Consider the following 21,947-nt stretch of genomic DNA (forward strand, 5'->3'; position numbering starts at 1 on the left):
TGCGCTTTTCTTAATCATGAGCGCAAATGAATTGGGGGAGAGGAACAAATGACGTCCAAGACGCATAATCCCGCCGAAAATAAAGAGCGTTTTCTGCTGTTGCTCCAGCAGATCGGTTTGACGGATGACCAATATATACAGTATTTCGAATCCGGACGGATTGAAAAACTCGTTGTAGATAAAACAAATAAAAGGTGGCATTTTTATTTTTCATTGGAGCGCCTGCTCCCGTGCCGCGTTTATACAATATTTTCCCAAAAACTTCAACAAGCTTTTAGCCAGATTGCCCATGTAGATTTTACTGTATCTTACAATGATCATACTTTCAGCAAAGAGCTGGTCATCGATTATTGGCGCGACTGTCTGAAAGAGATCGAGGGGATGTCCCCGATGCTTTTTGGCCTTTTGGACGGACAGCTTCCCGATGTCCATGGGAATAAGATTATTGTCAAAGTCAGAAATGACATGGAGGCAAGGACGCTTCAGGAGAAATACGGAAAGACCGTTTCCGATATATATTTGAAATTCGGCTTTCCTTCTTTGATGCTGTTGGCTGAAATCGATGATGAGGGACAATCCAATGAAGAGTATGAGAAATTTATGGAAGAAAAGCGGAAAGAGGACGAAGAGCGGGCACGCCAGGCACTGGCGGAAATGAAACGGATGGAAGCGGAGAAAGAGAATAGCAGCGGGGGTGAAGTGAGCGGCCCCTTGATGATCGGATATGCGATAAAAAACGATGAAGAGATCAAAAAGCTTGAAGAAATCCATGATGAAGAACGCAGAATTACAGTCGAAGGATATATTTTTTCAGCCGAAACAAGGGAACTTCGCAGCGGCCGGACACTGTTGACTTTTAAAATGACAGATTATACCGATTCTATCTCCGTTAAAATGTTCTCAAAAGATCATGATGACGCTGCCCTGATGAATAAGCTGAAAAAAGGCATGTGGGCAAGAGTGCGCGGCAGCGTACAAAATGATACATTTGCCAGGGAACTTGTGATCATGGCCCAGGATATCAATGAAGTGAAGGCAAAGGAAAGAAAAGACCTTGCCGAAGGCAAAAAGCGGGTTGAGCTTCATTTGCATTCTCCGATGAGCCAGATGGATGCTGTCACTTCCATAAGCCGTTTTGTTTCCCAAGCAAAAAAATGGGGGCATACTGCCGTTGCACTTACGGATCATGCAGTTGTGCAATCATTTCCCGAAGCATACAGTGCAGGAAAGAAGAATGATATAAAAATCCTGTATGGCCTGGAGGCCAATCTGGTTGACGACGGTGTTCCGATTGCCTATAACAGTGCACACCGGCTTTTGGAAGATGATACATATATTGTGTTTGACGTAGAAACGACAGGCCTTTCGGCAATCTATGATAAAATCATAGAATTGGCTGCTGTAAAAATACGGGGGGGAGAAGAGGTCGGCCGTTTCGAAAGATTCGCAAACCCGCATCACCCTCTGTCTGCCACAACGATTGAATTGACAGGCATAACGGATGACATGGTCGAAAATGCGCCGGAAATCGAGGAGGTCCTCCATGATTTTCATAAATGGGCGGAGGATGGAATCCTCGTTGCTCACAATGCTTCATTCGATATAGGCTTTTTAAATGCCGGCAATCAGCGGGCAGGGTTACCGAAGGTGGAAAATCCCGTTATCGATACATTGGAACTTGCCAGGTTCCTGTACCCTGAATTCAAAAATCACCGCCTGAATACATTGGCCAAAAGGTTCGATATCGAGCTCGTCCAGCATCACAGGGCCATATATGACGCAGAGGCAACCGGTAAGATATTTTTGAAGCTGCTGGCTGACGCCAGGCAAAAAGATATTCTTTACCACGATCAGCTGAATGATAATATGGGACAGGGAGATTCATATAAGCGGTCAAGGCCTTCCCATTGTACGTTGCTTGCACAAAATGATGCCGGATTGAAAAATCTTTATAAGCTTGTTTCATATTCCCATTTAAACTACTTTTATAGAGTTCCGCGCATCCCGCGCTCCTTATTGGAAAAATACAGGGAAGGCATCCTTGTCGGCTCCGGCTGCGATAAAGGGGAAGTTTTCGAAGCCATGATGCAAAAAGGACGCGCAGAAGCGGAGAAGGCGGCAGGCTTTTACGATTACCTTGAAATCCATCCGAAACCAGTCTACGCACCGCTTATCGAAATGGAGCTTGTAAGGGATGATAGAGATCTCGAAGATATAATCAAAAATATTGTAAGTATGGGAGAAGCGCTCAACCTGCCTGTTGTCGCGACCGGAAATGTCCACTATCTGAACAAAGAGGACAAGGTCTACAGGGAAATATTGGTCAGGTCCCAAGGCGGGGCAAATCCGATGAACAGGTATAACCTGCCGGAGGTGCATTTCCGGACGACGGATGAAATGCTTGCTGAATTTTCTTTTCTGGGCGAAGAAAAGGCGTATGAAGTCGTCGTAACCAATTCGAACTTGATTGCGGACAAAATCGAAGATGTCAAACCGATCAAAGATGACCTGTATACGCCGAAAATTGACGGCGCGGATGAGGAAATCAGGTCGATGAGTTATGAAATGGCCAGGTCGATTTATGGCGAAGAGCTTCCGGAAATTGTGGAGGCAAGGCTTGAAAAGGAACTGGCAAGCATCATCGGCCATGGATTTGCCGTTATCTATCTCATTTCTCATAAACTTGTAAAAAAATCATTGGTGGACGGTTATTTGGTAGGCTCAAGGGGATCTGTCGGTTCATCCCTGGTGGCCACCATGACAGAAATTACGGAAGTCAATCCGCTTCCGCCGCATTACGTCTGCCCGGAATGTAAGCACTCGGAATTCTTTGATGACGGATCGGTCGGTTCCGGATTTGACCTTCCGGATAAATCTTGCGAAAAATGCGGAGCAAAATATAAAAAAGACGGACACGACATACCGTTTGAAACGTTCCTTGGGTTTAAAGGGGACAAGGTACCGGATATCGATTTGAACTTCTCCGGCGATTATCAGCCGCATGCCCATAATTATACAAAGGAACTGTTCGGGGAAGACTATGTATATCGTGCGGGTACAATCGGAACAGTGGCAGAAAAAACAGCTTACGGCTATGTAAGGGGCTATGAGCAGGATAATAACTTAATGCTGCGGAATGCGGAAGTCGAAAGGCTCGTCCAAGGGTGTACCGGTGTAAAAAGAACAACGGGGCAGCACCCGGGAGGAATCATCGTTGTACCGTCGGATATGGAAATATTCGATTTCTGCCCGATCCAGTACCCGGCTGATGATACCGGGTCCAATTGGAGAACGACACATTTTGATTTCCACTCCATTGACAGCAATCTATTAAAATTGGATATTCTCGGTCACGATGATCCCACGGTGATCCGTCTGCTCCAAGAGCTCAGCGGCATAGACCCCAAGACCATTCCGATAGATGACCCGGAAGTAATGAAGATTTTCAGTGGCACGGAGTCTCTGGGCGTGACTGAAGAGCAGATCATGTGTAAAACAGGAACGCTGGGAATACCGGAATTTGGCACTCGCTTTGTCAGGCAAATGCTTGAAGATACGATGCCGACCACTTTTTCCGAGCTTGTTCAGATTTCAGGACTTTCACACGGCACAGACGTATGGCTCGGAAACGCACAGGAGCTCATCCGATCCGGTACATGTACCCTTTCCGAAGTGATCGGGTGCCGGGATGATATTATGGTATACCTTATTTACCAAGGCCTCGAGCCGTCACTTGCTTTTAAAATCATGGAGTCGGTCAGGAAAGGGAAAGGGCTGACACCTGAGTGGGAAGAAGAAATGCGGAAATGCAATGTGCCGGAATGGTATATTGATTCATGTAAAAAAATCAAATATATGTTCCCGAAAGCCCATGCTACAGCGTATGTGTTGATGGCAGTGAGAATCGCCTATTTCAAAGTCCATCATCCGCTTCTTTATTATGCAGCATATTTTACTGTGAGAGCGGAAGATTTTGACCTTGAAGCAATGGTGCGCGGTTCGCAGGCAATCAGGTCCAAAATAGAAGAGATCAATGCCAAAGGGCTTGAGGCCACAGCGAAAGAAAAGAGCCTGCTGACGGTTTTGGAAATTGCCCTCGAAATGTGCGAACGAAAATTCAAATTCCAGCGGGTCGATCTTTATCGGTCAAGCGCCTCGGAATTCATCATTGACGGGGATACGCTGATTCCGCCATTCAATGCAATTCCCGGACTGGGTACAAATGCTGCAATCAATATCGTAAAAGCGCGCGAAGAAGGTGAATTCCTTTCGAAGGAAGACCTTCAGAAACGGGGAAAAGTATCCAAGACAATTATTGAATACTTGGACCAGCAAGGTTGTCTGGAATCACTTCCTGAACAAAATCAGCTGTCCCTCTTTTAAGATTTTTTGCAAGGACTGCCTGGTTTCAGCCGATTATTTGCAAACAATACATGATTATGGTATATTTTTATTGGAAATACTATGAATAGACTCTGCGCAAAAAGAGTGGGTGCCCCCCACTCTTTCGTATTGTAAGAAAAGAAATTAAAATTAGACTATGTTTTCACTTAAATTGGTAAGTGTTTAGTCTAGCTTCAGGCGCCATCGGCTCGAGGACACAAGTCAAATTGCTGTGGTGGCTGTGGAACTGCCTCCTCGCAATTCGCCTTGTGCTTTTCGCCGATGAACAGGCGCCTTGCACTTTTCTTATTTGCAGATAAATATACGCAAAAACAAATAGAAACTCTATATTATGGAGGTTTTTATGAGTAAAGTAACAGACATGGTTGAGGAACTGGCGGCTCCGATTCTGGAAGAAATGCAGCTTGAACTGGTTGATATCGAATATGTCAAAGAAGGGAAAAATTGGTTTCTCCGCCTCTTCATTGATAAGGAGAACGGTGTGGACATAGAGGAATGCGGCCTTGTCAGCGAAAAGCTTGGCGAAAAGCTCGATGAATTGGATCCCATACCTCACAATTACTTCCTGGAAGTATCGTCTCCAGGGGCAGAAAGGCCTTTGAAAAAGGCGGAAGATTTTATGAAAGCTGTTGGAAAACAGGTGAATGTTAAAACATATGAACCAATTGATGGAGAAAAAGAATTTGAAGGCAAACTGACTGAATTTAATGGCGAAGCTTTAAAGATCGACGTCAACATAAAAACCCGGACGAAAACATACGAAATTCCATTTGAAAAAGTGGCAAAAGCCCGTTTAGCCGTCGTTTTTTAAACAGCCGAACAAAAGTGAAAAGGGGAGAACATGTTCATGAGCTCAGAACTAATGGATGCTCTAGTTGTTTTGGAAAAAGAAAAAGGAATTTCCCGGGAAGTCCTGATTGAGGCCATCGAAGCTGCCTTGGTTTCCGCTTATAAAAGAAACTTTAACCAGGCGCAGAATGTACGCGTCGACATGAACTTGGAAACAGGTACAATGAGGGTTTTTGCCAGAAAAGAAGTGGTCGATGAAGTATTTGATTCCAGGCTTGAAATCTCTCTGGATGAAGCCAGAAGCATTAATCCATCTTATGAGCCGGGCGATATGGTGGAGCTTGAAGTGACACCGAAGGAATTTGGCAGAATTGCAGCCCAGACAGCCAAACAGGTTGTCACACAGCGCGTGCGGGAAGCGGAACGGGGGATTATCTATTCCGAATTTGTGGATCGCGAGGATGATATCATGACAGGTATTGTTCAGCGCCAGGATCCCCGTTTCATATATGTAAGCCTTGGAAAAATCGAAGCGCTGCTTCCGCAAAGCGAGCAAATGTCCAATGAAACGTATAAGCCTCACGACCGGATCAAAGTCTATTTGACAAAAGTGGAAAAGACAACGAAAGGCCCGCAGATCTTTGTTTCAAGGACGCATCCGGGACTGCTCAAGCGCCTGTTTGAAATCGAAGTGCCGGAAATATACGATGGGACTGTTGAAATAAAGTCGGTTGCAAGGGAAGCGGGGGACCGTTCAAAGATCTCCGTGGCGACAGACTATGATGATATTGATCCTGTAGGCGCATGTGTCGGCCCTAAAGGATCGAGGGTCCAGGCCATTGTTGATGAATTGAAAGGTGAAAAGATTGACATTGTTGAATGGTCTTCGGATCCAGTCGAATTTGTGGCAAATGCATTAAGCCCCTCAAAGGTGCTGGATGTCATTGTGGACGATGAGGACAAAGCGACGACAGTGATTGTTCCGGATTATCAGCTTTCGCTTGCTATCGGAAAACGCGGACAAAACGCCCGCCTTGCCGCGAAATTGACAGGATGGAAAATAGACATCAAGAGTGAAACGGACGCCCGTGAATCCGGAATTTATCCAAGAGAAGAAGTCCTTGATTTTGAGGAAGAAGAATTGGACGAATCATTCGATTTGGTGGACGAAGAAATCGAATAGGGGTGAGGAAGATGGCAAAGCAAAGAAAAATACCTATGAGAAAATGTGTTGCTACTGGAGAGATGAAGCCAAAAAAAGAGATGATCCGGATTGTCCGCTCCAAGGAAGGGGAGGTTTCCGTAGATTTGACCGGCAAAAAATCCGGACGGGGTGCTTATCTTTCCAAAGATAAAGACGTCATTTTGACGGCCAAAAGTAAAAAAGTGCTTGCCAGCCATCTGCAGGCAGAAATAAAAGATGAAATATATGATGAGCTGCTATCCCTGGTTGATGGTGACAATAAATGAAAAATGAAAAGTGGATGTCATTGCTTGGCTTGGCCAACCGGGCGCGCAAGGCGGTTTCCGGCGAGGAATTGGTCATCAAAGAAATCAGAAGCGGCAGGGCAAAGCTGGTGATACTGGCCAAAGATGCCTCCAATAATACATCCAAAAAAGTTCAGGATAAATGCCGGTATTATGATGTTCCTGTCGTCTTTGCGGAGACGAGGGAAATGCTCGGCCAGGCAATCGGCAAAGATGCAAGAGTTGCGGTTGCTGTTGTTGAGGCCGGATTTGCGAAAAAGTTGGCAACATTGTTTTATGATTAAACCCGGGGGTGAACATATGAGTAAAATGAGAGTATATGAATATGCAAAAAAACATAATACTTCCAGCAAGGAAGTGATAGAAAAGCTGAAAAGCATGAATATAGAAGTTACTAACCATATGTCGGCTATTGACGGCCAGGCAATCGGAAAACTGGATTCTGTTTTTAACAGAAACAGCGGTGGAAAAGGAGGCTCCCAGAGAAGAGTGCAGCAAAGACAAAGCGGACAGCAGGGACGGCCACAGCCCAGAGCGGGACAGAGCGGAGGGCAGCAGGGACGTCCGCAGTCCAGAGCGGGACAAAGCGGAGAACAGCAGGGACGTCCGCAATCCAGAGCGGGACAGAGTGGAGAACAGCGGGGCGACCGGCGCAAGAGCGGATCGGAACAGCAGCAAAACAGGCAACAGGGAGATCAGGGCCAAAGGAACGGCCGCAATCATAAAAAAAACGACGGCGGGCATCATAAGCCCAATTCGAAAGGAAATCAGCGGGGAGGAAATAAGGGGCCGGGCCGCAACCGCAAGCAGAATCAAAACCGTCAGCGCCAGAAACAGCAGCAGCACCAGCCTGCACCGCCAAAGCAAAAAGAATTGCCGAAAAAAATCACTTTTACCGAATCTTTGACTGTAGCTGAACTTGCCAAGAAGATTCACAGGGAACCTTCCGAAATCATTAAAAAGCTCTTTATGCTTGGTGTTATTGCAACGATCAACCAGGAATTGGATAAGGATGCCATTGAGCTTATCTGTGCTGAATATGGTGTAGAGGTTGAAGAAGAGATTCAAATCGATAAGACCGACCTTGAAGTGTATTTCGAAGAGGGGAACAATGGGGCGGATCTGGTGGAAAGACCAGCTGTTGTTACAATTATGGGACATGTTGACCATGGTAAAACGACACTCCTTGATTCATTGAGAAACACAAAGGTCACAGCGGGAGAAGCCGGCGGAATCACGCAGCATATCGGGGCTTATCAGATTGAAGCAAACGGTAAAAAAATTACATTCCTGGATACTCCGGGACACGCCGCGTTTACAACAATGCGGGCAAGGGGAGCCAAAGTAACGGATATTACGATTTTGGTCGTAGCAGCCGACGACGGGGTCATGCCGCAAACAATAGAGGCGATCAACCATGCAAAAGCAGCTGAAGTGCCAATCATCGTGGCTGTCAACAAGATCGATAAGCCGACAGCGAACCCTGATCGTGTGATGCAGGAATTGACAGAACACGGACTTGTCCCGGAAGACTGGGGCGGGGACACTATTTTTGTGCCAATTTCCGCTCTTCAAGGGGAAGGCATAGACAGCTTGCTCGAAATGGTCCTTCTTGTAAGTGAAGTGGAAGAACTCAAAGCAAATCCGAAAAGGACTGCATTGGGAACGGTCATTGAAGCCCAGCTTGATAAAGGACGCGGTCCGGTCGCAACATTGCTTGTCCAGGACGGCACCTTGAATGTGGGAGATCCGATCGTTGCCGGCAACACATTCGGCCGTGTCCGTGCCATGGTGAATGATATCGGACGGCGTGTCAAAGAAGCGGCGCCTTCAACCCCGGTTGAAATTACAGGCCTGAGCGATGTGCCTCAGGCAGGGGACCGTTTTGTCGTATTCCAAGATGAAAAGACGGCCCGCCAAGTCGGGGAATCACGTGCCCAACAGGCGCTGCAAGCCCAAAGAAACGAAAGCTCCCGTGTAAGCCTGGATACGCTTTTTGAGCAGATGAAACAGGGTGAAATGAAAGAGCTCAATGTAATCATTAAAGCGGATGTCCAAGGTTCTGCGGAGGCACTTGCCGCATCATTGAGGAAAATCGATGTGGATGGCGTCAACATCAAGATTATCCACGCAGGCGTCGGAGCCATCAATGAATCGGATATCACGCTGGCGGCAGCTTCCAATGCGATTGTCATCGGCTTTAATGTCCGTCCTGATGTGAACGCCAAACGGGCTGCGGATTCGGAAGGTGTGGATATCCGGCTTCACCGCATCATTTACAAGGCGATCGAAGAGATCGAAGCGGCTATGAAAGGCATGCTGGATCCTGAATACGAAGAAAAAGTCATCGGCCAGGCTGAAGTCCGGCAAACCTTCAAGGTATCCAGAATTGGAACGATTGCCGGTTCTTATGTAACGGATGGAAAAATTACCCGTGACAGTGGCGTTCGCCTGATCAGAGATGGGATTGTCATCTATGAGGGTGAAATCGACGATTTAAAACGGTTCAAGGATGACGTTAAAGAAGTGAGCCAGGGATACGAATGCGGCATCACGATCAAAAATTTCAATGACGTAAAGGAAGGGGACGTCATCGAAGCCTTCTTGATGCAAGAGGTTGAGCGTGCTTGATCGGTTTTGCTGAATGTGAATTCCGGATATATAATGCCCGATCTCTAAAAGATAAACGCTCAGTAGTAAAGCGGATCCTGACAAGGACAAAGCAAAAATATAATGTCTCCATTGCCGAGGTTGGGCATCAGGACATTTGGCAGCGTGCAGGCATCGCCATCGCCACTGTTGCATCAGCGAGGAAAAGAGCTGAACGTGAACTGGAAGCGGCAATTGAATTCCTGGATTCGTTCCCTGAATGGGAACGAATCGGGGCAACCCATTTTGAGTGGCTGTAATGTGAGGTGTTATACATGAGTTTACGAGCCCATCGCGTCGGTGAACAAATGAAAAAAGAACTGGGTGAGATCATTTCCCGGAAGATCAAAGATCCAAGAGTCGGCTTTGTCACTGTTACCGACGTGGAAGTGACAGGGGACCTTCAACAGGCTACAGTCTATATTTCAGTTCTTGGCAGTGACCAGGAGAAAGAAGATACACTGAAAGGCCTGACGAAGGCAACCGGGTTTATCCGGTCGGAGATCGGCCATAGGATCAGACTGCGAAAAACACCGGAAATCACTTTTGAATTTGACGAATCAATCGAGTATGGAAACAAGATTGAGAAACTGTTAAAAGATATTAATGAAGATTAGGATAGACAAACATGTCTATCCTTTTTTCAAGAGGAGGAGGAGCCTGTGGAAGGGATTCTGCCATTGTGGAAGCCAAAAGGATTGACATCCCATGACTGTGTTTATAAGATCAGGAAGCTTTTGGGAATGAAAAAGGTCGGGCATACAGGCACCCTTGATCCCGATGTGACAGGTGTATTGCCGATCTGTCTCGGCAGGGCCACCAAAATAGCTGAGTATATAACGGATGCAGGCAAAGAGTATGAGGGCGAAATTACCATCGGTTTTTCAACAACAACGGAAGATGCTGCCGGCGAAATAGTAGAAGAAAAGCCGGTTCAGGAAAAAATTGCGATCGAAGAGATTGAAAGCGTCCTGAAATCTTTAACCGGTGAAATTCAGCAAACCCCTCCGATGTATTCTGCTGTAAAGGTCAAAGGCAAACGCCTTTATGAATATGCCCGAGCAGGCATTACGGTAGAACGTCCCGTCCGGACAGTGAAGATATACCGTTTGAAGCTGTTGGAGGACACGATATCGTTACGTGACGGACTTTTCTCTTTTCGATTTTCCGTCCATTGCAGCAAAGGCACCTATATTCGGACGCTCGCTGTCATGATAGGGGAAAAATTCGGATATCCAGCCCACATGTCAGAGCTTATCCGGACAGCATCCGCTTCATTTAAGAAGGAGGATTGTGTCACATTTGACGAGCTGAATTCCCTTCTAAGCCAAGGAAAAGTCCAGGAAGCCATTTTTCCGCTCGAGACGGGGCTGTTACATTTGCCCTCCATGGAAATTAGTGATAAATTAGCGGTAAAAGTGAAAAATGGCGCTGTTTTGGACAGGCCTGGCCAATGGACAGACGAAGAGACAGTCCTCTTATATAAAGGAAGGGCCTGGGCCATTTATCAATCCCATCCGCAAAAAGCCGGGCTGATCAAGCCGGTGAAAGTGCTAAGAAACGAATGAAACAGGTGACATATATTGAAAGTATTAATGATCCAGCATCCCCACTCTTTACAAAAGAACGATTTCCCGCCCCTCTCAGTAGCTCTTGGTTTTTTTGACGGGGTTCACGAAGGACATAAGAGCGTTATCCAGACAGCTAAAAAAAACGCTGACAAGCACGGGGTAAAAAGTGCAGTCATGACCTTTGATCCCCACCCTTCTGTTGTTCTGTCGCAAGAAGGTGAAGCTGTTGAATATATCACTCCGTTAGAGGATAAGATAGAAGTTATTTCAGAATTAGGCATAGAATATCTCTTGATTGTCAGATTCACATCCGCATTTGCAAGCCTTCAGCCTGCTGAATTTGTCCAGCAATATCTGATAGACTTGAATGTGCGGTATGTGACGGCCGGGTTTGATTTTACATATGGAAAATACGGAAAGGGTACAATGGAGACAATTTTTGAGCATGGGCAGGGAAAGCTTCAGGTTATCACGGTGCCCAAACTTGAGAAATATAATGAGAAAGTCAGCTCGACCCGGATCAGAAAGCTGTTAAGGGCAGGCAGGACTGAAGAGGTCTGCGGGCTGCTCGGAAGATATTATACGACAAAAGGAACTGTCATCCATGGCGAGAAACGGGGAAGGCTTCTTGGCTTTCCCACAGCCAATATCAGGCTGAACGATGATTATATCGTACCAAGAGAAGGTGTTTATGCAGTCCGGATGCTTGTGAACAATCGATGGGAAAATGGGGTGTGCAATGTGGGCTACAAACCTACATTCCATGAACCGGGGAAAGTGGGACTGTCGATTGAAATTCATTTATTGCATTTTGACCGCTCAATCTATGGTGAAGAAGTGACAATAGAATGGCGCCTAAGAATCAGGGATGAACAAAAGTTTGATCATTTGGACCAACTAAAAGAACAAATTTTAAAGGATAAGCAGACTGCGGAGAGATTTTTTCAGGGGGATCCAAAATAACTTGATTTTTCCATAGCAAAGTTGTATCCTATAACAGTATCAAGAACCGTTGCTTGGCAGTGCGATTCACCAACGCCTGCTCGGTAACCGGGGATGAAAAACAGGAGGTGTTGGACAAATGTCCATTACGCAAGAACGTAAAAACGAAATCATCAGCCAGTACAGAATTCATGAAAGCGACACGGGATCACCGGAAGTTCAAATTGCGGTTTTGACAGAAGAAATCAACAATTTGAACAGCCATCTCCGCGTCCACAAAAAAGATCATCATTCCAGACGGGGATTAATGAAAATGGTTGGACGCCGCAGAAACTTGTTGACTTATCTGCGCGAAAAAGATGTTCAACGTTATCGTGTATTGATCGATAGACTTGGCCTGCGTCGTTAAGATGATAATGCTGTAACTAAAAGCGGGATAAATTCCCGCTTTTTTGTTAGGATGAAAAGGCAGACACCTGTACGTAAGTTCAATATGAAAATGCGGCGAAAGTGCGCATATTCGAACTGAACATTGGACATGGATAGGACAAGTTCATATCTATGTCTAATGTTCAGTGCGTAACAGGTGAGCGTTTTTAACTTTGCTTTTCTGCCTATTATTTACAATCAGGTTTATGAAAGAGAGGCGTTGTAAAATGGACCATGAGAAAAAAGTTTTTTCTATGGAATGGGCCGGACGGAAATTGACCGTTGAAATCGGCCAGCTTGCAAAACAGGCAAACGGAGCGGTTCTCATCCGTTATGGAGATACAGCTGTATTATCTACCGCTACGGCTTCAAAAGAGGCAAAATCCGTTGATTTTTTTCCGTTGACTGTCAACTATGAAGAAAGATTATATGCAGTGGGCAAAATACCCGGCGGTTTTATTAAAAGGGAAGGACGTCCGAGTGAAAAGGCGATTTTGGCAAGCCGTCTGATCGACCGGCCGATCCGCCCGCTGTTTCCGGATGGTTTCAGAAATGAAGTGCAGGTTGTAAGTATTGTAATGAGTGTCGATCAGGATTGTTCCCCGGAGATGGCGGCCATGTTCGGTTCTTCCCTGGCATTGTCGGTTTCTGACATTCCGTTTGACGGACCGATCGCGGGAGTCGTTGTTGGGCGCGTGGATGGAGAATTCATCATCAATCCAAACGTTGAACAAATGGAGCAAAGTGATATCGACTTGACGGTTGCCGGGACAAAAGATGCAGTCAACATGGTCGAGGCGGGAGCAGAAGAGGTTTCTGAGGAGACCATGCTCGAGGCGATTATGTACGGCCATGAGGAAATAAAGCGCCTGATCGCTTTCCAGGAAGAGATTGCAGAAAAGGTCGGAAAAGATAACAGGCAAATCGAATTGTACGAAATTGATTCCGAGATTGAACAAGAAGTCCGGTCAATGTGCGAGCAGTCGCTTATTGCTGCGATCCAGGTAGAGGAAAAACATGCACGTGAAGATGCCATCCAGGAAGTCAAGAACAAGGTTATTGAAAGCTTTTCTGAGCGGGAAGATGGAGAAAATGAAGAGTTGATCAAACAAGTGAAGCAAGTTTTGGATAAGCTTGTTAAAGAAGAAGTACGCCGTTTGATCACTGTTGAAAAGATCCGTCCGGATGGACGGAGGCCCGATGAAATCCGGCCTATCCATACAGAAGTTCATCTGTTGGGAAGAACGCACGGGTCCGGATTATTTACAAGAGGCCAGACTCAGGCATTCAGTGTTTGTACACTTGGTGCTCTTGGGGATGTTCAGATTTTGGACGGCCTTGGAATTGAAGAGTCCAAAAGGTTCATGCATCACTATAATTTTCCTCATTTCAGCGTGGGTGAAACAGGTCCCATCCGGGGACCAGGACGCAGGGAGATCGGCCACGGCGCCCTTGGGGAACGGGCCTTGGAGCCTGTAATTCCAAGTGAAGCCGATTTTCCGTATACGATCCGTCTCGTCTCTGAAGTGTTGGAATCCAATGGCTCAACTTCACAGGCAAGTATTTGTGCAAGCTCGCTTGCCATGATGGATGCAGGCGTTCCTATTAAAGCCCCTGTTGCGGGTATTGCAATGGGATTGGTTAAATCCGGAGAACATTATACAATATTGACTGACATCCAGGGCATGGAAGACCATTTGGGAGACATGGACTTCAAGGTGGCCGGAACGGCCAAAGGAGTTACCGCTCTTCAAATGGACATTAAAATAGAAGGCTTGTCGCGTGAAATTTTGGAGGAGGCTCTCCATCAGGCAAAAGAAGGCCGGATGCATATTCTTGAGAAAATGAATGCCGCTATTTCCGAACCGAGAGAACATCTCTCACCATATGCGCCGAAAATTCTTACGCTCCATATCAATCCTGATAAAATCAGGGATGTCATTGGGCCGAGCGGCAAGCAGATCAATAAAATTATTGAAGAAACCGGCGTGAAAATCGACATTGAACAAGATGGAACAGTGTTTATCGCATCTGCCGACGAGCAAATGAATGAAAAGGCAAAGAAGATCATAGAAGACCTCGTCAGGGAAGTAGAGGCTGGACAAATGTACCTTGGAAAAGTGAAGCGAATTGAAAAATTCGGCGCTTTTGTGGAAATTTTCCCTGGCAAAGACGGCCTTGTCCATATATCACAATTGGCCGAGGAAAGGGTCAACAAAGTTGAGGATGTTGTTTCCATTGGAGACGAAATCTTTGTAAAAGTAGTGGAGATTGATAATCAGGGAAGAGTGAATCTTTCCCGAAAAGCTGTCCTTAAAGAACAGAAAGAAAAACAGAATCAAGAAAAAGAGTGAAAAAAAGCCAGGTAATCCTGGCTTTCAGGCTGTCGAGAAACCCTCGACAGCCTTTTTATTATTTTGAATTCTTTAATATTACTCCGCGTTAATTTGATATAATCTAATTAATAATAGATGGCGGTGATAAAGTTGCTTCATACAAGATCCAGCATTCAAAATGAAATGGAATTTGTTTGTCTTGAAGATTTGGTTCCCCAAGATCATCTTCTCAGGAAAATTGATCGACATATCGATTTCTCTTTTATCATTGATAAGGTCAAGCCCTACTATTCAGAAGACAATGGCCGTCCTTCATTAGATCCAATCGTTCTGTTTAAAATGATGTTTATCGGCTATTTCTTTGGCATTCGCTCGGAACGCCAGCTAGAGAAAGAGATCCAAACCAATGTCGCATATCGCTGGTTTCTGGGATTGCGTTTAACCGATTCTGTCCCTCATCATTCTACTATCAGCTGGAATCGTTGTAACCGTTTTAAGGATACAGACGTTTTCCAGGAAATCTTCGATGAAATTGTTTTCCAGGCGCAGAATCACCGTATGGTCGGCGGGAGGGCGCTATTCACGGATTCAACCCATCTGAAGGCGAGTGCCAACAAACATAAATATACAAAAGAAGTTGTCGAGGTGGAGACGCGCGAGTACATAGAGGATTTGAACCAGGCCATAGAAGAGGACCGGAAAAAGCATGAAAAAAAGCCTTTGAAGGACCGGGAGGAAGTGAAGAAAACAAAAGAAATCCGAAAAAGCACAACAGACCCTGATTGTGGATTTATGTCCCGGGATCATAAACAGGAAATGTTCTGCTATCTGGATCACCGTACGACGGATATGAAATTCAACATTATCACGGATGCCTTCGTCACTCCCGGGAATGTCCATGACTCCGTTCCCTATCTTGAACGCTTGGACCGGCAGGTGAACAGGTTTGGCTTTCATGTGGAGGCGGTTGCCTTGGATTCCGGCTATCTGACAAATCCGATCTGTAAAGGATTGTCTGACAGGAATATCTTTGGAGTGATTGCCCATCGCAGATATCACCCAACACAGGGGCTGTTTCCAAAATGGAAGTTTACGTATGACGAAGATCAGAATATCTACATCTGTCCAAACGGGGAGACATTGCACTATTCCACCACCAGCCGGGACGGCTACAGGGAATATAAATCAGATCCCAAAAAGTGTGCGGCATGCCCGCTTCTTAAAGAATGTACCCGATCAAAAAACCATCAGAAGGTGGTCACCCGCCATGTCTGGGAGGAGCACAAGGAAAAAGTGCGACTGAATCGATTATCCCCTGAGGGCAAAAAGCTTTATAAATTCAGAAAAGAAAAAGTCGAACGAAGCTTCGCAGATTCAAAAGAACTGCATGGGCTTCGTTATTGCCGGTTGAGGGGATTGCAAAAGGCGAGCGAGCAGGTGTTGCTTACAGCAGCCTGCCAGAACATGAAGAAGATTGCCATGCACCTGGACCGCCAGCTCTAGGTGGGTGGGAGTCTTTTTCTTATAAACAAAAACACAAAAATCTACATGCAAATTATCTAAATGTAAAATAAAAAAGCTTGTAGAGAAAAAAACACCTACTTTCTCTACAAGCTGAAAGCCAGGTAATCCTGGCTTTTTTTAAATGTTCTACCTTGTCCATTGTCCTCATAAAATTGGGTTGAAGGAGGAAATGGGCGTGATGAATACAAAACACTTGCCAGGATTGGCTCTTATTGCTATCCTAGCAATATTGATTGTCAATAATCCCTATACAACGGTCTATTTAAATGGGTTAGTAGAAGATTCGCATCCGGTTGATTCCAGTCAGGATGCATTATATGAGCAGATTGCCCGTGCCGCGGAAAAATATGACGCGCCCCCTCAGGATGCCAAAATAGACAGGGTTTGGAAAGCGATGCCGGGGTATAATGGAGTTAAAGTGGATATCAAGGCTTCCTATAAAAAAATGCAAGGCGAAACCTTTGATGCCCGTAAGATTGTTTTCAAACAAATTCCCCCCAAGGTTCATTTAGATGATTTGCCTCCGTCACCCATATACAGGGGACATCCGGAAAAGCCGATGGTCAGCTTTTTGATCAATGTTGCCTGGGGAAATGAATATTTGCCCCAAATGCTGGAAACGCTGAAAAAGCATAACGTTCAGGCAACATTTTTTTTGGAAGGCCGTTGGGTGAAGGAAAATCCTGATCTGGCGAAGATGATCGCCGCTGACGGACATGAAGTGGGGAACCATTCATACAGCCATCCAAAAATGGAAACGCTCGGGGAAGCAAAAACACGGGAAGAGTTATTGAAGACAAATGAAATCATAGAGGCTACTACGGGTGAGAAGCCTGTTTGGTTCGGGCCGCCCAGCGGCGGCTTCCGCGATCATACTGTTCTTATTGCGAATGAGTTGGACATGAAGACAGTCATGTGGACGGTAGACACGATTGACTGGGAAAAGCCTTCACCGGAAACGATCATAGATCGTGTAATGACAAAGGTCCACCCTGGGGCAATGATTTTAATGCATCCGACCGATCCTACCTCGAAAGCGCTTGACAGTCTGATAAAGCAGATCAAAGATAGGAGCTTAAGGATCGGTACAGTCACAAAGTTGATGGATGAAGAACACATCATAAAAATAGATCAACAAATGGATAAATAAGCGCCGGACGCGTCTGTACGTTGATGGACAGGCGCCTTGCGCTTTTCTAATTATCCAGATTCGGGCGGCAGGGGCTCGAGGCCGCTAAGGAAATATCAATGAAGGTAAAAAGCACCTTCACTGCTTTTTCCTTAGCGCTTGTCGCCCCTGAGCGACCGCCCTCCGCTATTCTTTATACATCATGAACAGGAGGAACTGCAGTGATAAAAAAATATACTTGCCAAAACGGAGTAAGAGTCGTACTAGAGAACATACCTTCTGTCCGTTCTGTTGCCATCGGCATATGGGTGGGGACAGGATCGCGTGATGAATTGCCTGGTAACAACGGCATCTCCCATTTTCTTGAGCATATGTTTTTTAAAGGAACAGCTACAAGAAATGCAAAAGAGCTTGCCGAAGCATTCGATTCAATCGGCGGCCAGGTCAATGCCTTTACCTCAAAAGAATATACTTGCTATTATGCCAAGGTGCTGGACAACCATTCACAGTACGCGCTGGAAACACTTGCTGACATGTTTTTCAATTCCGTATTTGCGGAGGAAGAGCTGAATAAAGAGAAGAATGTCGTTAGTGAAGAGATCAAAATGTACGAAGATACTCCGGATGACATCGTCCATGATCTTCTCAGCAAAGCGGCATTCGATAATCATCCCCTAGGGTATCCGATCCTGGGAACAGAACAGACGTTGTTTACATTCACAGGCGACAAATTAAGGGCCTATGTAGAAGAGATGTATACACCGGAAAAGATAGTAATATCCATTGCTGGAAATATTGACGAATCTTTTACAAAAGAAGTAGAGCGCCTTTTTGGATCATTCGAAAGAAAAGGGGGGCGGAAAACCGAATCCAAGCCCGTCTTTAAGGCGAACCATGTCACGAGGCAGAAGGATACGGAGCAGGCCCATTTGTGTATCGGATTTGAAGGGCTGCCCATCGGCGATCCCGATATATACAGTTTGATTGTCATGAATAATATTTTTGGCGGAAGCATGTCATCCCGCCTCTTTCAAGAAGTGCGGGAAGAAAAAGGGCTCGCCTATTCAGTATTTTCCTACCATTCTTCGTATAAAGACAGCGGAATTGTCACTATATACGGAGGTACGGGGGCCAATCAGATTGACGACCTTTTCGGGACAATTAACTATACGCTCGGCGAATTGAAAAGGAACGGAATCACCGAGAAAGAGTTGATGAATAGCAAAGAGCAGTTAAAAGGAAACTTAATGCTCGGACTTGAAAGTACAAACAGCAGGATGAGCAGAAACGGGAAAAATGAATTGCTGCTGAAACGCCACAGAACTTTGGATGAAATCGTGAATGAAATTGACCGTGTCAGCATTCAAAGCGTAAACGATATGGCAAACCGGATTTTCACCGATCAATATACGCTTGCCCTGATCAGTCCTGAAGAAAAATTATTATTGCAGCCAAGCAGTTAATGGAGCCCCTTTTAAAAAAGGGGTTTTTCCATTCTAAAAATCGGAAACAGGCTATATATATTACAAAGGGAGTGGATGAATAAGGAGGCGCATTATGCGATTAAGCGAGCTGGGTGGCAAAGAACTCGTTGACTTTAAAAAAGCGGAGAGAATGGGGGTTCTTGGACAGACAGATCTTGAGATTAACACCAGTACAGGTGAAATTAATCACCTGATCATTCCAACCGGAAAATGGATCAGGAAAAATGGCGGGGAAATCAGGGTGCCGTGGAGAAATATTAGAACCATCGGGACAGACATGATCATTTTGGAAGTTCCTAAAATTGAATGAAAAATAAGATGGCCGCCGCCCTAAACCGGCTGTCTTCCGCTTTTCTATCAGAGTGCTGGAAACCGTCCAAGCACTCTATTTTTTGTGCCATCATACAATAAGGTTGGAGAGGGGTACAGCATGAGCGAAAGAAGGTGATGGAACTTTGATGTTGACGGATATGCAGATAGTTGTCATGGGCGGAGATGCAAGGCAATTGGAAATCGTTAGAAAGTTGACAGAGCTGGATGCAAAATTATACCTTGCCGGATTTGAACAGCTGGAACAGCCTTTTTCCGGAGCTGTGAAAGAAAAGCTTCATGACATTAATTTTTCGCATATAGACGCGATCATTTTACCTGTACCCGGAACGAGCCTGGAAGGGGAAGTGGAAACGATATTCTCAAGTGAAAAAATTGTTTTAACAGAGAAAATCCTTCATCAGACGCCATCTCATTGCACCGTATATTCAGGGATCAGCAACGGGTACCTGGATGACATCATAAAAAAGTCAAAACGGAAGCTGGTCAATCTGTTTGAAAGAGACGATGTGGCCATTTATAATTCGATCCCTACCGTTGAAGGAACCATTATGATGGCCATACAAAATACGGACATAACCATCCATCAGTCATCCATCGCCGTATTGGGGCTGGGGAGAGTTGGAATGAGTGTTGCCCGGAGCTTTTCATTGCTGGGAGCCAAAGTGAAAGTGGGGGCAAGAAAAAGCGAGCATATTGCCAGGATAACTGAAATGGGATTGCAGCCATTTCATTTGAACGATTTGAGAAATGAAGTGAAAGATATTGATATTTGTATTAATACTGTACCTTATCCAATAGTCAACGCCGCAGTCATCGCCCAAATGCCGTCACATACCTTAATCATCGATTTGGCTTCCAAGCCTGGCGGAACAGATTTCCGCTATGCGGAGAAGCGCGGCATCAAAGCACTTCTTGCACCCGGATTACCGGGAATTGTTGCACCTAAAACAGCGGGACAAATTTTGGCGAATGTTCTATCGCAATTGTTGAGAGAAGAGCTGGAAAGCCGAAAGGGGAAATAAAAAATGGGTTTAAAAGGCAAGCGGATCGGTTTCGGTTTAACCGGATCGCATTGTACGTATGATGCTGTCATACCGGAAATTGAAAAGCTGGCGGCTGTTGGGGCAGAAGTCGTTCCTGTAGTGACTTATACAGTTAAAAGTACGGATACGAAATTTGGGGAGAGCGATGATTGGGTTGCAAGAATAGAACAGGCGGCAGGAAGGAAAGTCATTGATTCGATTGTCGATGCCGAGCCGCTTGGGCCTAAAGAGCCGCTTGACTGCATGGTAATTGCACCGTTGACAGGAAATTCAATGAGCAAGTTCGCCAACGCGTTGACTGACTCTCCTGTTTTAATGGCAGCTAAGGCCACCTTGAGGAACAGAAAGCCTGTAGTTTTGGGAATCTCCACCAATGACGCCCTCGGATTGAATGGCGTGAATCTGATGAGGCTCATGGCAGCCAAGAATATATACTTTATTCCATACGGACAGGACGATCCGGAAAGAAAGCCGACTTCCATGGTTGCCCGTATGGAAATGCTTCCTGCTGCCGTGGAAGCAGCCATCAATGGCTACCAGATACAGCCGGTGATTATTGAAAGGTTCAGGGACTTTTCGTGAAATGATGACGGGAAAAGAAGGGTGGAAAGTCTTTCTTTTCCCGCCAATTCAATATTTTGAAGAAAATGATTTCGATAGCTGAGTAAAATGTGTTAAAATGATAATTATTGAATGAATCCTTATGAGTTTAATGTAGGTATGTCGGGATTAGGAGGAGAGTCTTTCAGATGGAAAAAACTACAGGTTATCATGTCGCCGTCATGGGTGCGACTGGAGCAGTGGGACAGCAAATATTGAAAACTTTGGAGAGAAGGGACTTTCCAATTCGAAAGTTAACGCCGCTATCATCAGCACGTTCAGCAGGCAAAAAAATTCAGTTTAAAGGGGAAACCCTCACGGTTGAAGAAGCCGTTCCAGAATCTTTTGAAGGAGTAGACATTGCCCTGTTCAGTGCGGGAGGAAGCGTATCAAAAAAATTCGCACCCGAAGCAGTTAAGCGTGGGGCAATCGTGATAGATAATACAAGTGCATTCCGCATGGATCCCGAAGTTCCGCTGGTTGTGCCGGAAGTGAATGAGTCAGCCGTAAGGGAGCATAAAGGACTTATCGCCAATCCGAACTGTTCAACCATTCAAATGGTTGCAGCCCTCGAGCCGATCAGAAAAGCCTTCGGATTAAACAAAGTAATCGTTTCTACTTATCAGGCAGTGTCCGGTGCGGGCGCCCAAGCGATTGCAGAGTTGAACAATCAAACAAAATCCATTATTGAAGAGGAAGAGATCAAACCGGAAATTTTGCCGGTGGGTGGAGCAGATAAACATTATCAGATCGCTTTTAATGCTATTCCGCAAATCGACCAATTCTCTGACAACGGCTATACATTGGAAGAGATGAAAATGATTAATGAAACGAAAAAAATCATGAATCTGCCATCTTTGAAAGTAGCAGCAACTTGTGTACGGCTTCCGGTTGAAACGGGACATTCCGAATCGGTCTATGTGGAAATTGGACAAAATGATGTAAATGTTGAGGATATTAGACACGTCCTTTCCGAAGCTCCGGGTATAACGGTTCAGGACGATCCGAACGGGCAAATCTATCCGATGCCGGCTATGGCGGCGGGCAAAGATGATGTATTCGTCGGAAGAATCCGCAGGGATTTGGATGAAAAAAATGGATTCCATCTATGGATCGTATCCGACAATCTTCTTAAAGGAGCAGCTCTGAACACTGTACAAATTGCAGAGAGTCTGGTCAAATTAGGCATGGTATCAACGCCGCAGCACAGTTAAATTTCAAATCGG

At 45.5% G+C, this 21,947-nt stretch carries 19 protein-coding genes; all 19 read left to right on the forward strand.

The features are described 5' to 3' along the window. Window positions 1-48: 48 nt before the first annotated feature. Window positions 49-4,383, forward strand: a complete 4,335-nt coding sequence (locus D4N35_RS03010) for a PolC-type DNA polymerase III (protein WP_120069754.1) — start codon at window positions 49-51, stop codon at window positions 4,381-4,383. A gap of 364 nt (window positions 4,384-4,747) precedes the next feature. Continuing rightward, window positions 4,748-5,215 (forward strand): ribosome maturation factor RimP, encoded by a 468-nt coding sequence (rimP, locus tag D4N35_RS03015; protein WP_120069757.1) that lies wholly within the window; start codon window positions 4,748-4,750, stop codon window positions 5,213-5,215. A 36-nt stretch (window positions 5,216-5,251) separates the two neighbouring features. Beyond that, entirely contained in the window at window positions 5,252-6,376 is a 1,125-nt protein-coding gene (nusA, locus tag D4N35_RS03020; RefSeq protein ID WP_120069760.1) for a transcription termination factor NusA, read from the forward strand. A gap of 11 nt (window positions 6,377-6,387) precedes the next feature. Further along, window positions 6,388-6,663, forward strand: coding sequence for an RNase P modulator RnpM (rnpM, locus tag D4N35_RS03025; protein WP_120069763.1), 276 nt, complete (start codon window positions 6,388-6,390; stop codon window positions 6,661-6,663). Next, on the forward strand, window positions 6,660-6,965 hold the full coding sequence (locus D4N35_RS03030) for a YlxQ family RNA-binding protein (protein WP_120069765.1): 306 nt from the start codon (window positions 6,660-6,662) through the stop codon (window positions 6,963-6,965). The genes rnpM and D4N35_RS03030 overlap by 4 nt, the downstream gene beginning before the upstream one ends. A gap of 16 nt (window positions 6,966-6,981) precedes the next feature. Then, window positions 6,982-9,312: a translation initiation factor IF-2 gene (gene infB / locus D4N35_RS03035; RefSeq protein ID WP_120069769.1), complete on the forward strand. Its 2,331-nt coding sequence runs from the start codon at window positions 6,982-6,984 to the stop codon at window positions 9,310-9,312. After that, on the forward strand, window positions 9,309-9,590 hold the full coding sequence (locus D4N35_RS03040) for a DUF503 domain-containing protein (protein WP_120069772.1): 282 nt from the start codon (window positions 9,309-9,311) through the stop codon (window positions 9,588-9,590). Before infB ends, D4N35_RS03040 begins: the two co-directional genes overlap by 4 nt. A gap of 15 nt (window positions 9,591-9,605) precedes the next feature. Beyond that, a complete protein-coding gene (gene rbfA / locus D4N35_RS03045) occupies window positions 9,606-9,947 on the forward strand; it encodes a 30S ribosome-binding factor RbfA (RefSeq protein WP_120069775.1) in 342 nt (113 codons plus the stop codon). Between the two features lie 45 nt (window positions 9,948-9,992). After that, window positions 9,993-10,898 (forward strand): tRNA pseudouridine(55) synthase TruB, encoded by a 906-nt coding sequence (truB, locus tag D4N35_RS03050; protein WP_120069777.1) that lies wholly within the window; start codon window positions 9,993-9,995, stop codon window positions 10,896-10,898. 15 nt (window positions 10,899-10,913) lie between these two features. After that, window positions 10,914-11,864 carry a bifunctional riboflavin kinase/FAD synthetase gene (gene ribF / locus D4N35_RS03055; RefSeq protein WP_120069780.1) on the forward strand — a complete coding sequence of 317 codons (951 nt, stop codon included), beginning with the start codon at window positions 10,914-10,916 and terminating at the stop codon, window positions 11,862-11,864. Window positions 11,865-11,982: 118 nt separating this feature from the next. After that, window positions 11,983-12,252 (forward strand): 30S ribosomal protein S15, encoded by a 270-nt coding sequence (rpsO, locus tag D4N35_RS03060; protein WP_120069783.1) that lies wholly within the window; start codon window positions 11,983-11,985, stop codon window positions 12,250-12,252. 247 nt (window positions 12,253-12,499) lie between these two features. Next, on the forward strand, window positions 12,500-14,626 hold the full coding sequence (pnp, locus tag D4N35_RS03065) for a polyribonucleotide nucleotidyltransferase (RefSeq protein WP_120069785.1): 2,127 nt from the start codon (window positions 12,500-12,502) through the stop codon (window positions 14,624-14,626). 117 nt (window positions 14,627-14,743) lie between these two features. Next, window positions 14,744-16,111, forward strand: a complete 1,368-nt coding sequence (locus D4N35_RS03070; protein WP_164876271.1) for an IS1182 family transposase — start codon at window positions 14,744-14,746, stop codon at window positions 16,109-16,111. A 190-nt stretch (window positions 16,112-16,301) separates the two neighbouring features. Continuing rightward, entirely contained in the window at window positions 16,302-17,282 is a 981-nt protein-coding gene (locus D4N35_RS03075; protein ID WP_390614548.1) for a polysaccharide deacetylase family protein, read from the forward strand. A 200-nt stretch (window positions 17,283-17,482) separates the two neighbouring features. Beyond that, on the forward strand, window positions 17,483-18,724 hold the full coding sequence (locus D4N35_RS03080) for a M16 family metallopeptidase (RefSeq protein ID WP_120069788.1): 1,242 nt from the start codon (window positions 17,483-17,485) through the stop codon (window positions 18,722-18,724). Between the two features lie 94 nt (window positions 18,725-18,818). Further along, window positions 18,819-19,055 carry a YlmC/YmxH family sporulation protein gene (locus D4N35_RS03085; protein ID WP_120069792.1) on the forward strand — a complete coding sequence of 79 codons (237 nt, stop codon included), beginning with the start codon at window positions 18,819-18,821 and terminating at the stop codon, window positions 19,053-19,055. Window positions 19,056-19,203: 148 nt separating this feature from the next. Continuing rightward, window positions 19,204-20,100 (forward strand): dipicolinic acid synthetase subunit A, encoded by an 897-nt coding sequence (gene dpaA, locus D4N35_RS03090; RefSeq protein ID WP_120069795.1) that lies wholly within the window; start codon window positions 19,204-19,206, stop codon window positions 20,098-20,100. A 3-nt stretch (window positions 20,101-20,103) separates the two neighbouring features. Further along, on the forward strand, window positions 20,104-20,703 hold the full coding sequence (dpaB, locus tag D4N35_RS03095; protein ID WP_120069798.1) for a dipicolinate synthase subunit B: 600 nt from the start codon (window positions 20,104-20,106) through the stop codon (window positions 20,701-20,703). Between the two features lie 167 nt (window positions 20,704-20,870). Beyond that, window positions 20,871-21,935 carry an aspartate-semialdehyde dehydrogenase gene (gene asd, locus D4N35_RS03100; protein WP_120069800.1) on the forward strand — a complete coding sequence of 355 codons (1,065 nt, stop codon included), beginning with the start codon at window positions 20,871-20,873 and terminating at the stop codon, window positions 21,933-21,935. Window positions 21,936-21,947 lie beyond the last annotated feature (12 nt).

The organism is Siminovitchia fortis (assembly GCF_003605365.2).
Taxonomy (GTDB): Bacteria; Bacillota; Bacilli; order Bacillales; family Bacillaceae_C; genus Siminovitchia; species Siminovitchia fortis.

Excerpts from the sequence above, each read along its gene's own strand:
- D4N35_RS03010 (WP_120069754.1), top strand. The coding sequence starts at position 49 with ATGACGTCCAAGACGCATAATCCCGCCGAAAATAAAGAGCGTTTTCTG.
- rimP (WP_120069757.1), top strand. The coding sequence starts at position 4,748 with ATGAGTAAAGTAACAGACATGGTTGAGGAACTGGCGGCTCCGATTCTG.
- nusA (WP_120069760.1), top strand. The coding sequence starts at position 5,252 with ATGAGCTCAGAACTAATGGATGCTCTAGTTGTTTTGGAAAAAGAAAAA.
- rnpM (WP_120069763.1), top strand. The coding sequence starts at position 6,388 with ATGGCAAAGCAAAGAAAAATACCTATGAGAAAATGTGTTGCTACTGGA.
- D4N35_RS03030 (WP_120069765.1), top strand. The coding sequence starts at position 6,660 with ATGAAAAATGAAAAGTGGATGTCATTGCTTGGCTTGGCCAACCGGGCG.
- infB (WP_120069769.1), top strand. The coding sequence starts at position 6,982 with ATGAGTAAAATGAGAGTATATGAATATGCAAAAAAACATAATACTTCC.
- rbfA (WP_120069775.1), top strand. The coding sequence starts at position 9,606 with ATGAGTTTACGAGCCCATCGCGTCGGTGAACAAATGAAAAAAGAACTG.
- rpsO (WP_120069783.1), top strand. The coding sequence starts at position 11,983 with ATGTCCATTACGCAAGAACGTAAAAACGAAATCATCAGCCAGTACAGA.
- pnp (WP_120069785.1), top strand. The coding sequence starts at position 12,500 with ATGGACCATGAGAAAAAAGTTTTTTCTATGGAATGGGCCGGACGGAAA.
- D4N35_RS03070 (WP_164876271.1), top strand. The coding sequence starts at position 14,744 with ATGGCGGTGATAAAGTTGCTTCATACAAGATCCAGCATTCAAAATGAA.
- D4N35_RS03075 (WP_390614548.1), top strand. The coding sequence starts at position 16,302 with ATGGGCGTGATGAATACAAAACACTTGCCAGGATTGGCTCTTATTGCT.
- D4N35_RS03085 (WP_120069792.1), top strand. The coding sequence starts at position 18,819 with ATGCGATTAAGCGAGCTGGGTGGCAAAGAACTCGTTGACTTTAAAAAA.
- dpaA (WP_120069795.1), top strand. The coding sequence starts at position 19,204 with ATGTTGACGGATATGCAGATAGTTGTCATGGGCGGAGATGCAAGGCAA.
- dpaB (WP_120069798.1), top strand. The coding sequence starts at position 20,104 with ATGGGTTTAAAAGGCAAGCGGATCGGTTTCGGTTTAACCGGATCGCAT.
- asd (WP_120069800.1), top strand. The coding sequence starts at position 20,871 with ATGGAAAAAACTACAGGTTATCATGTCGCCGTCATGGGTGCGACTGGA.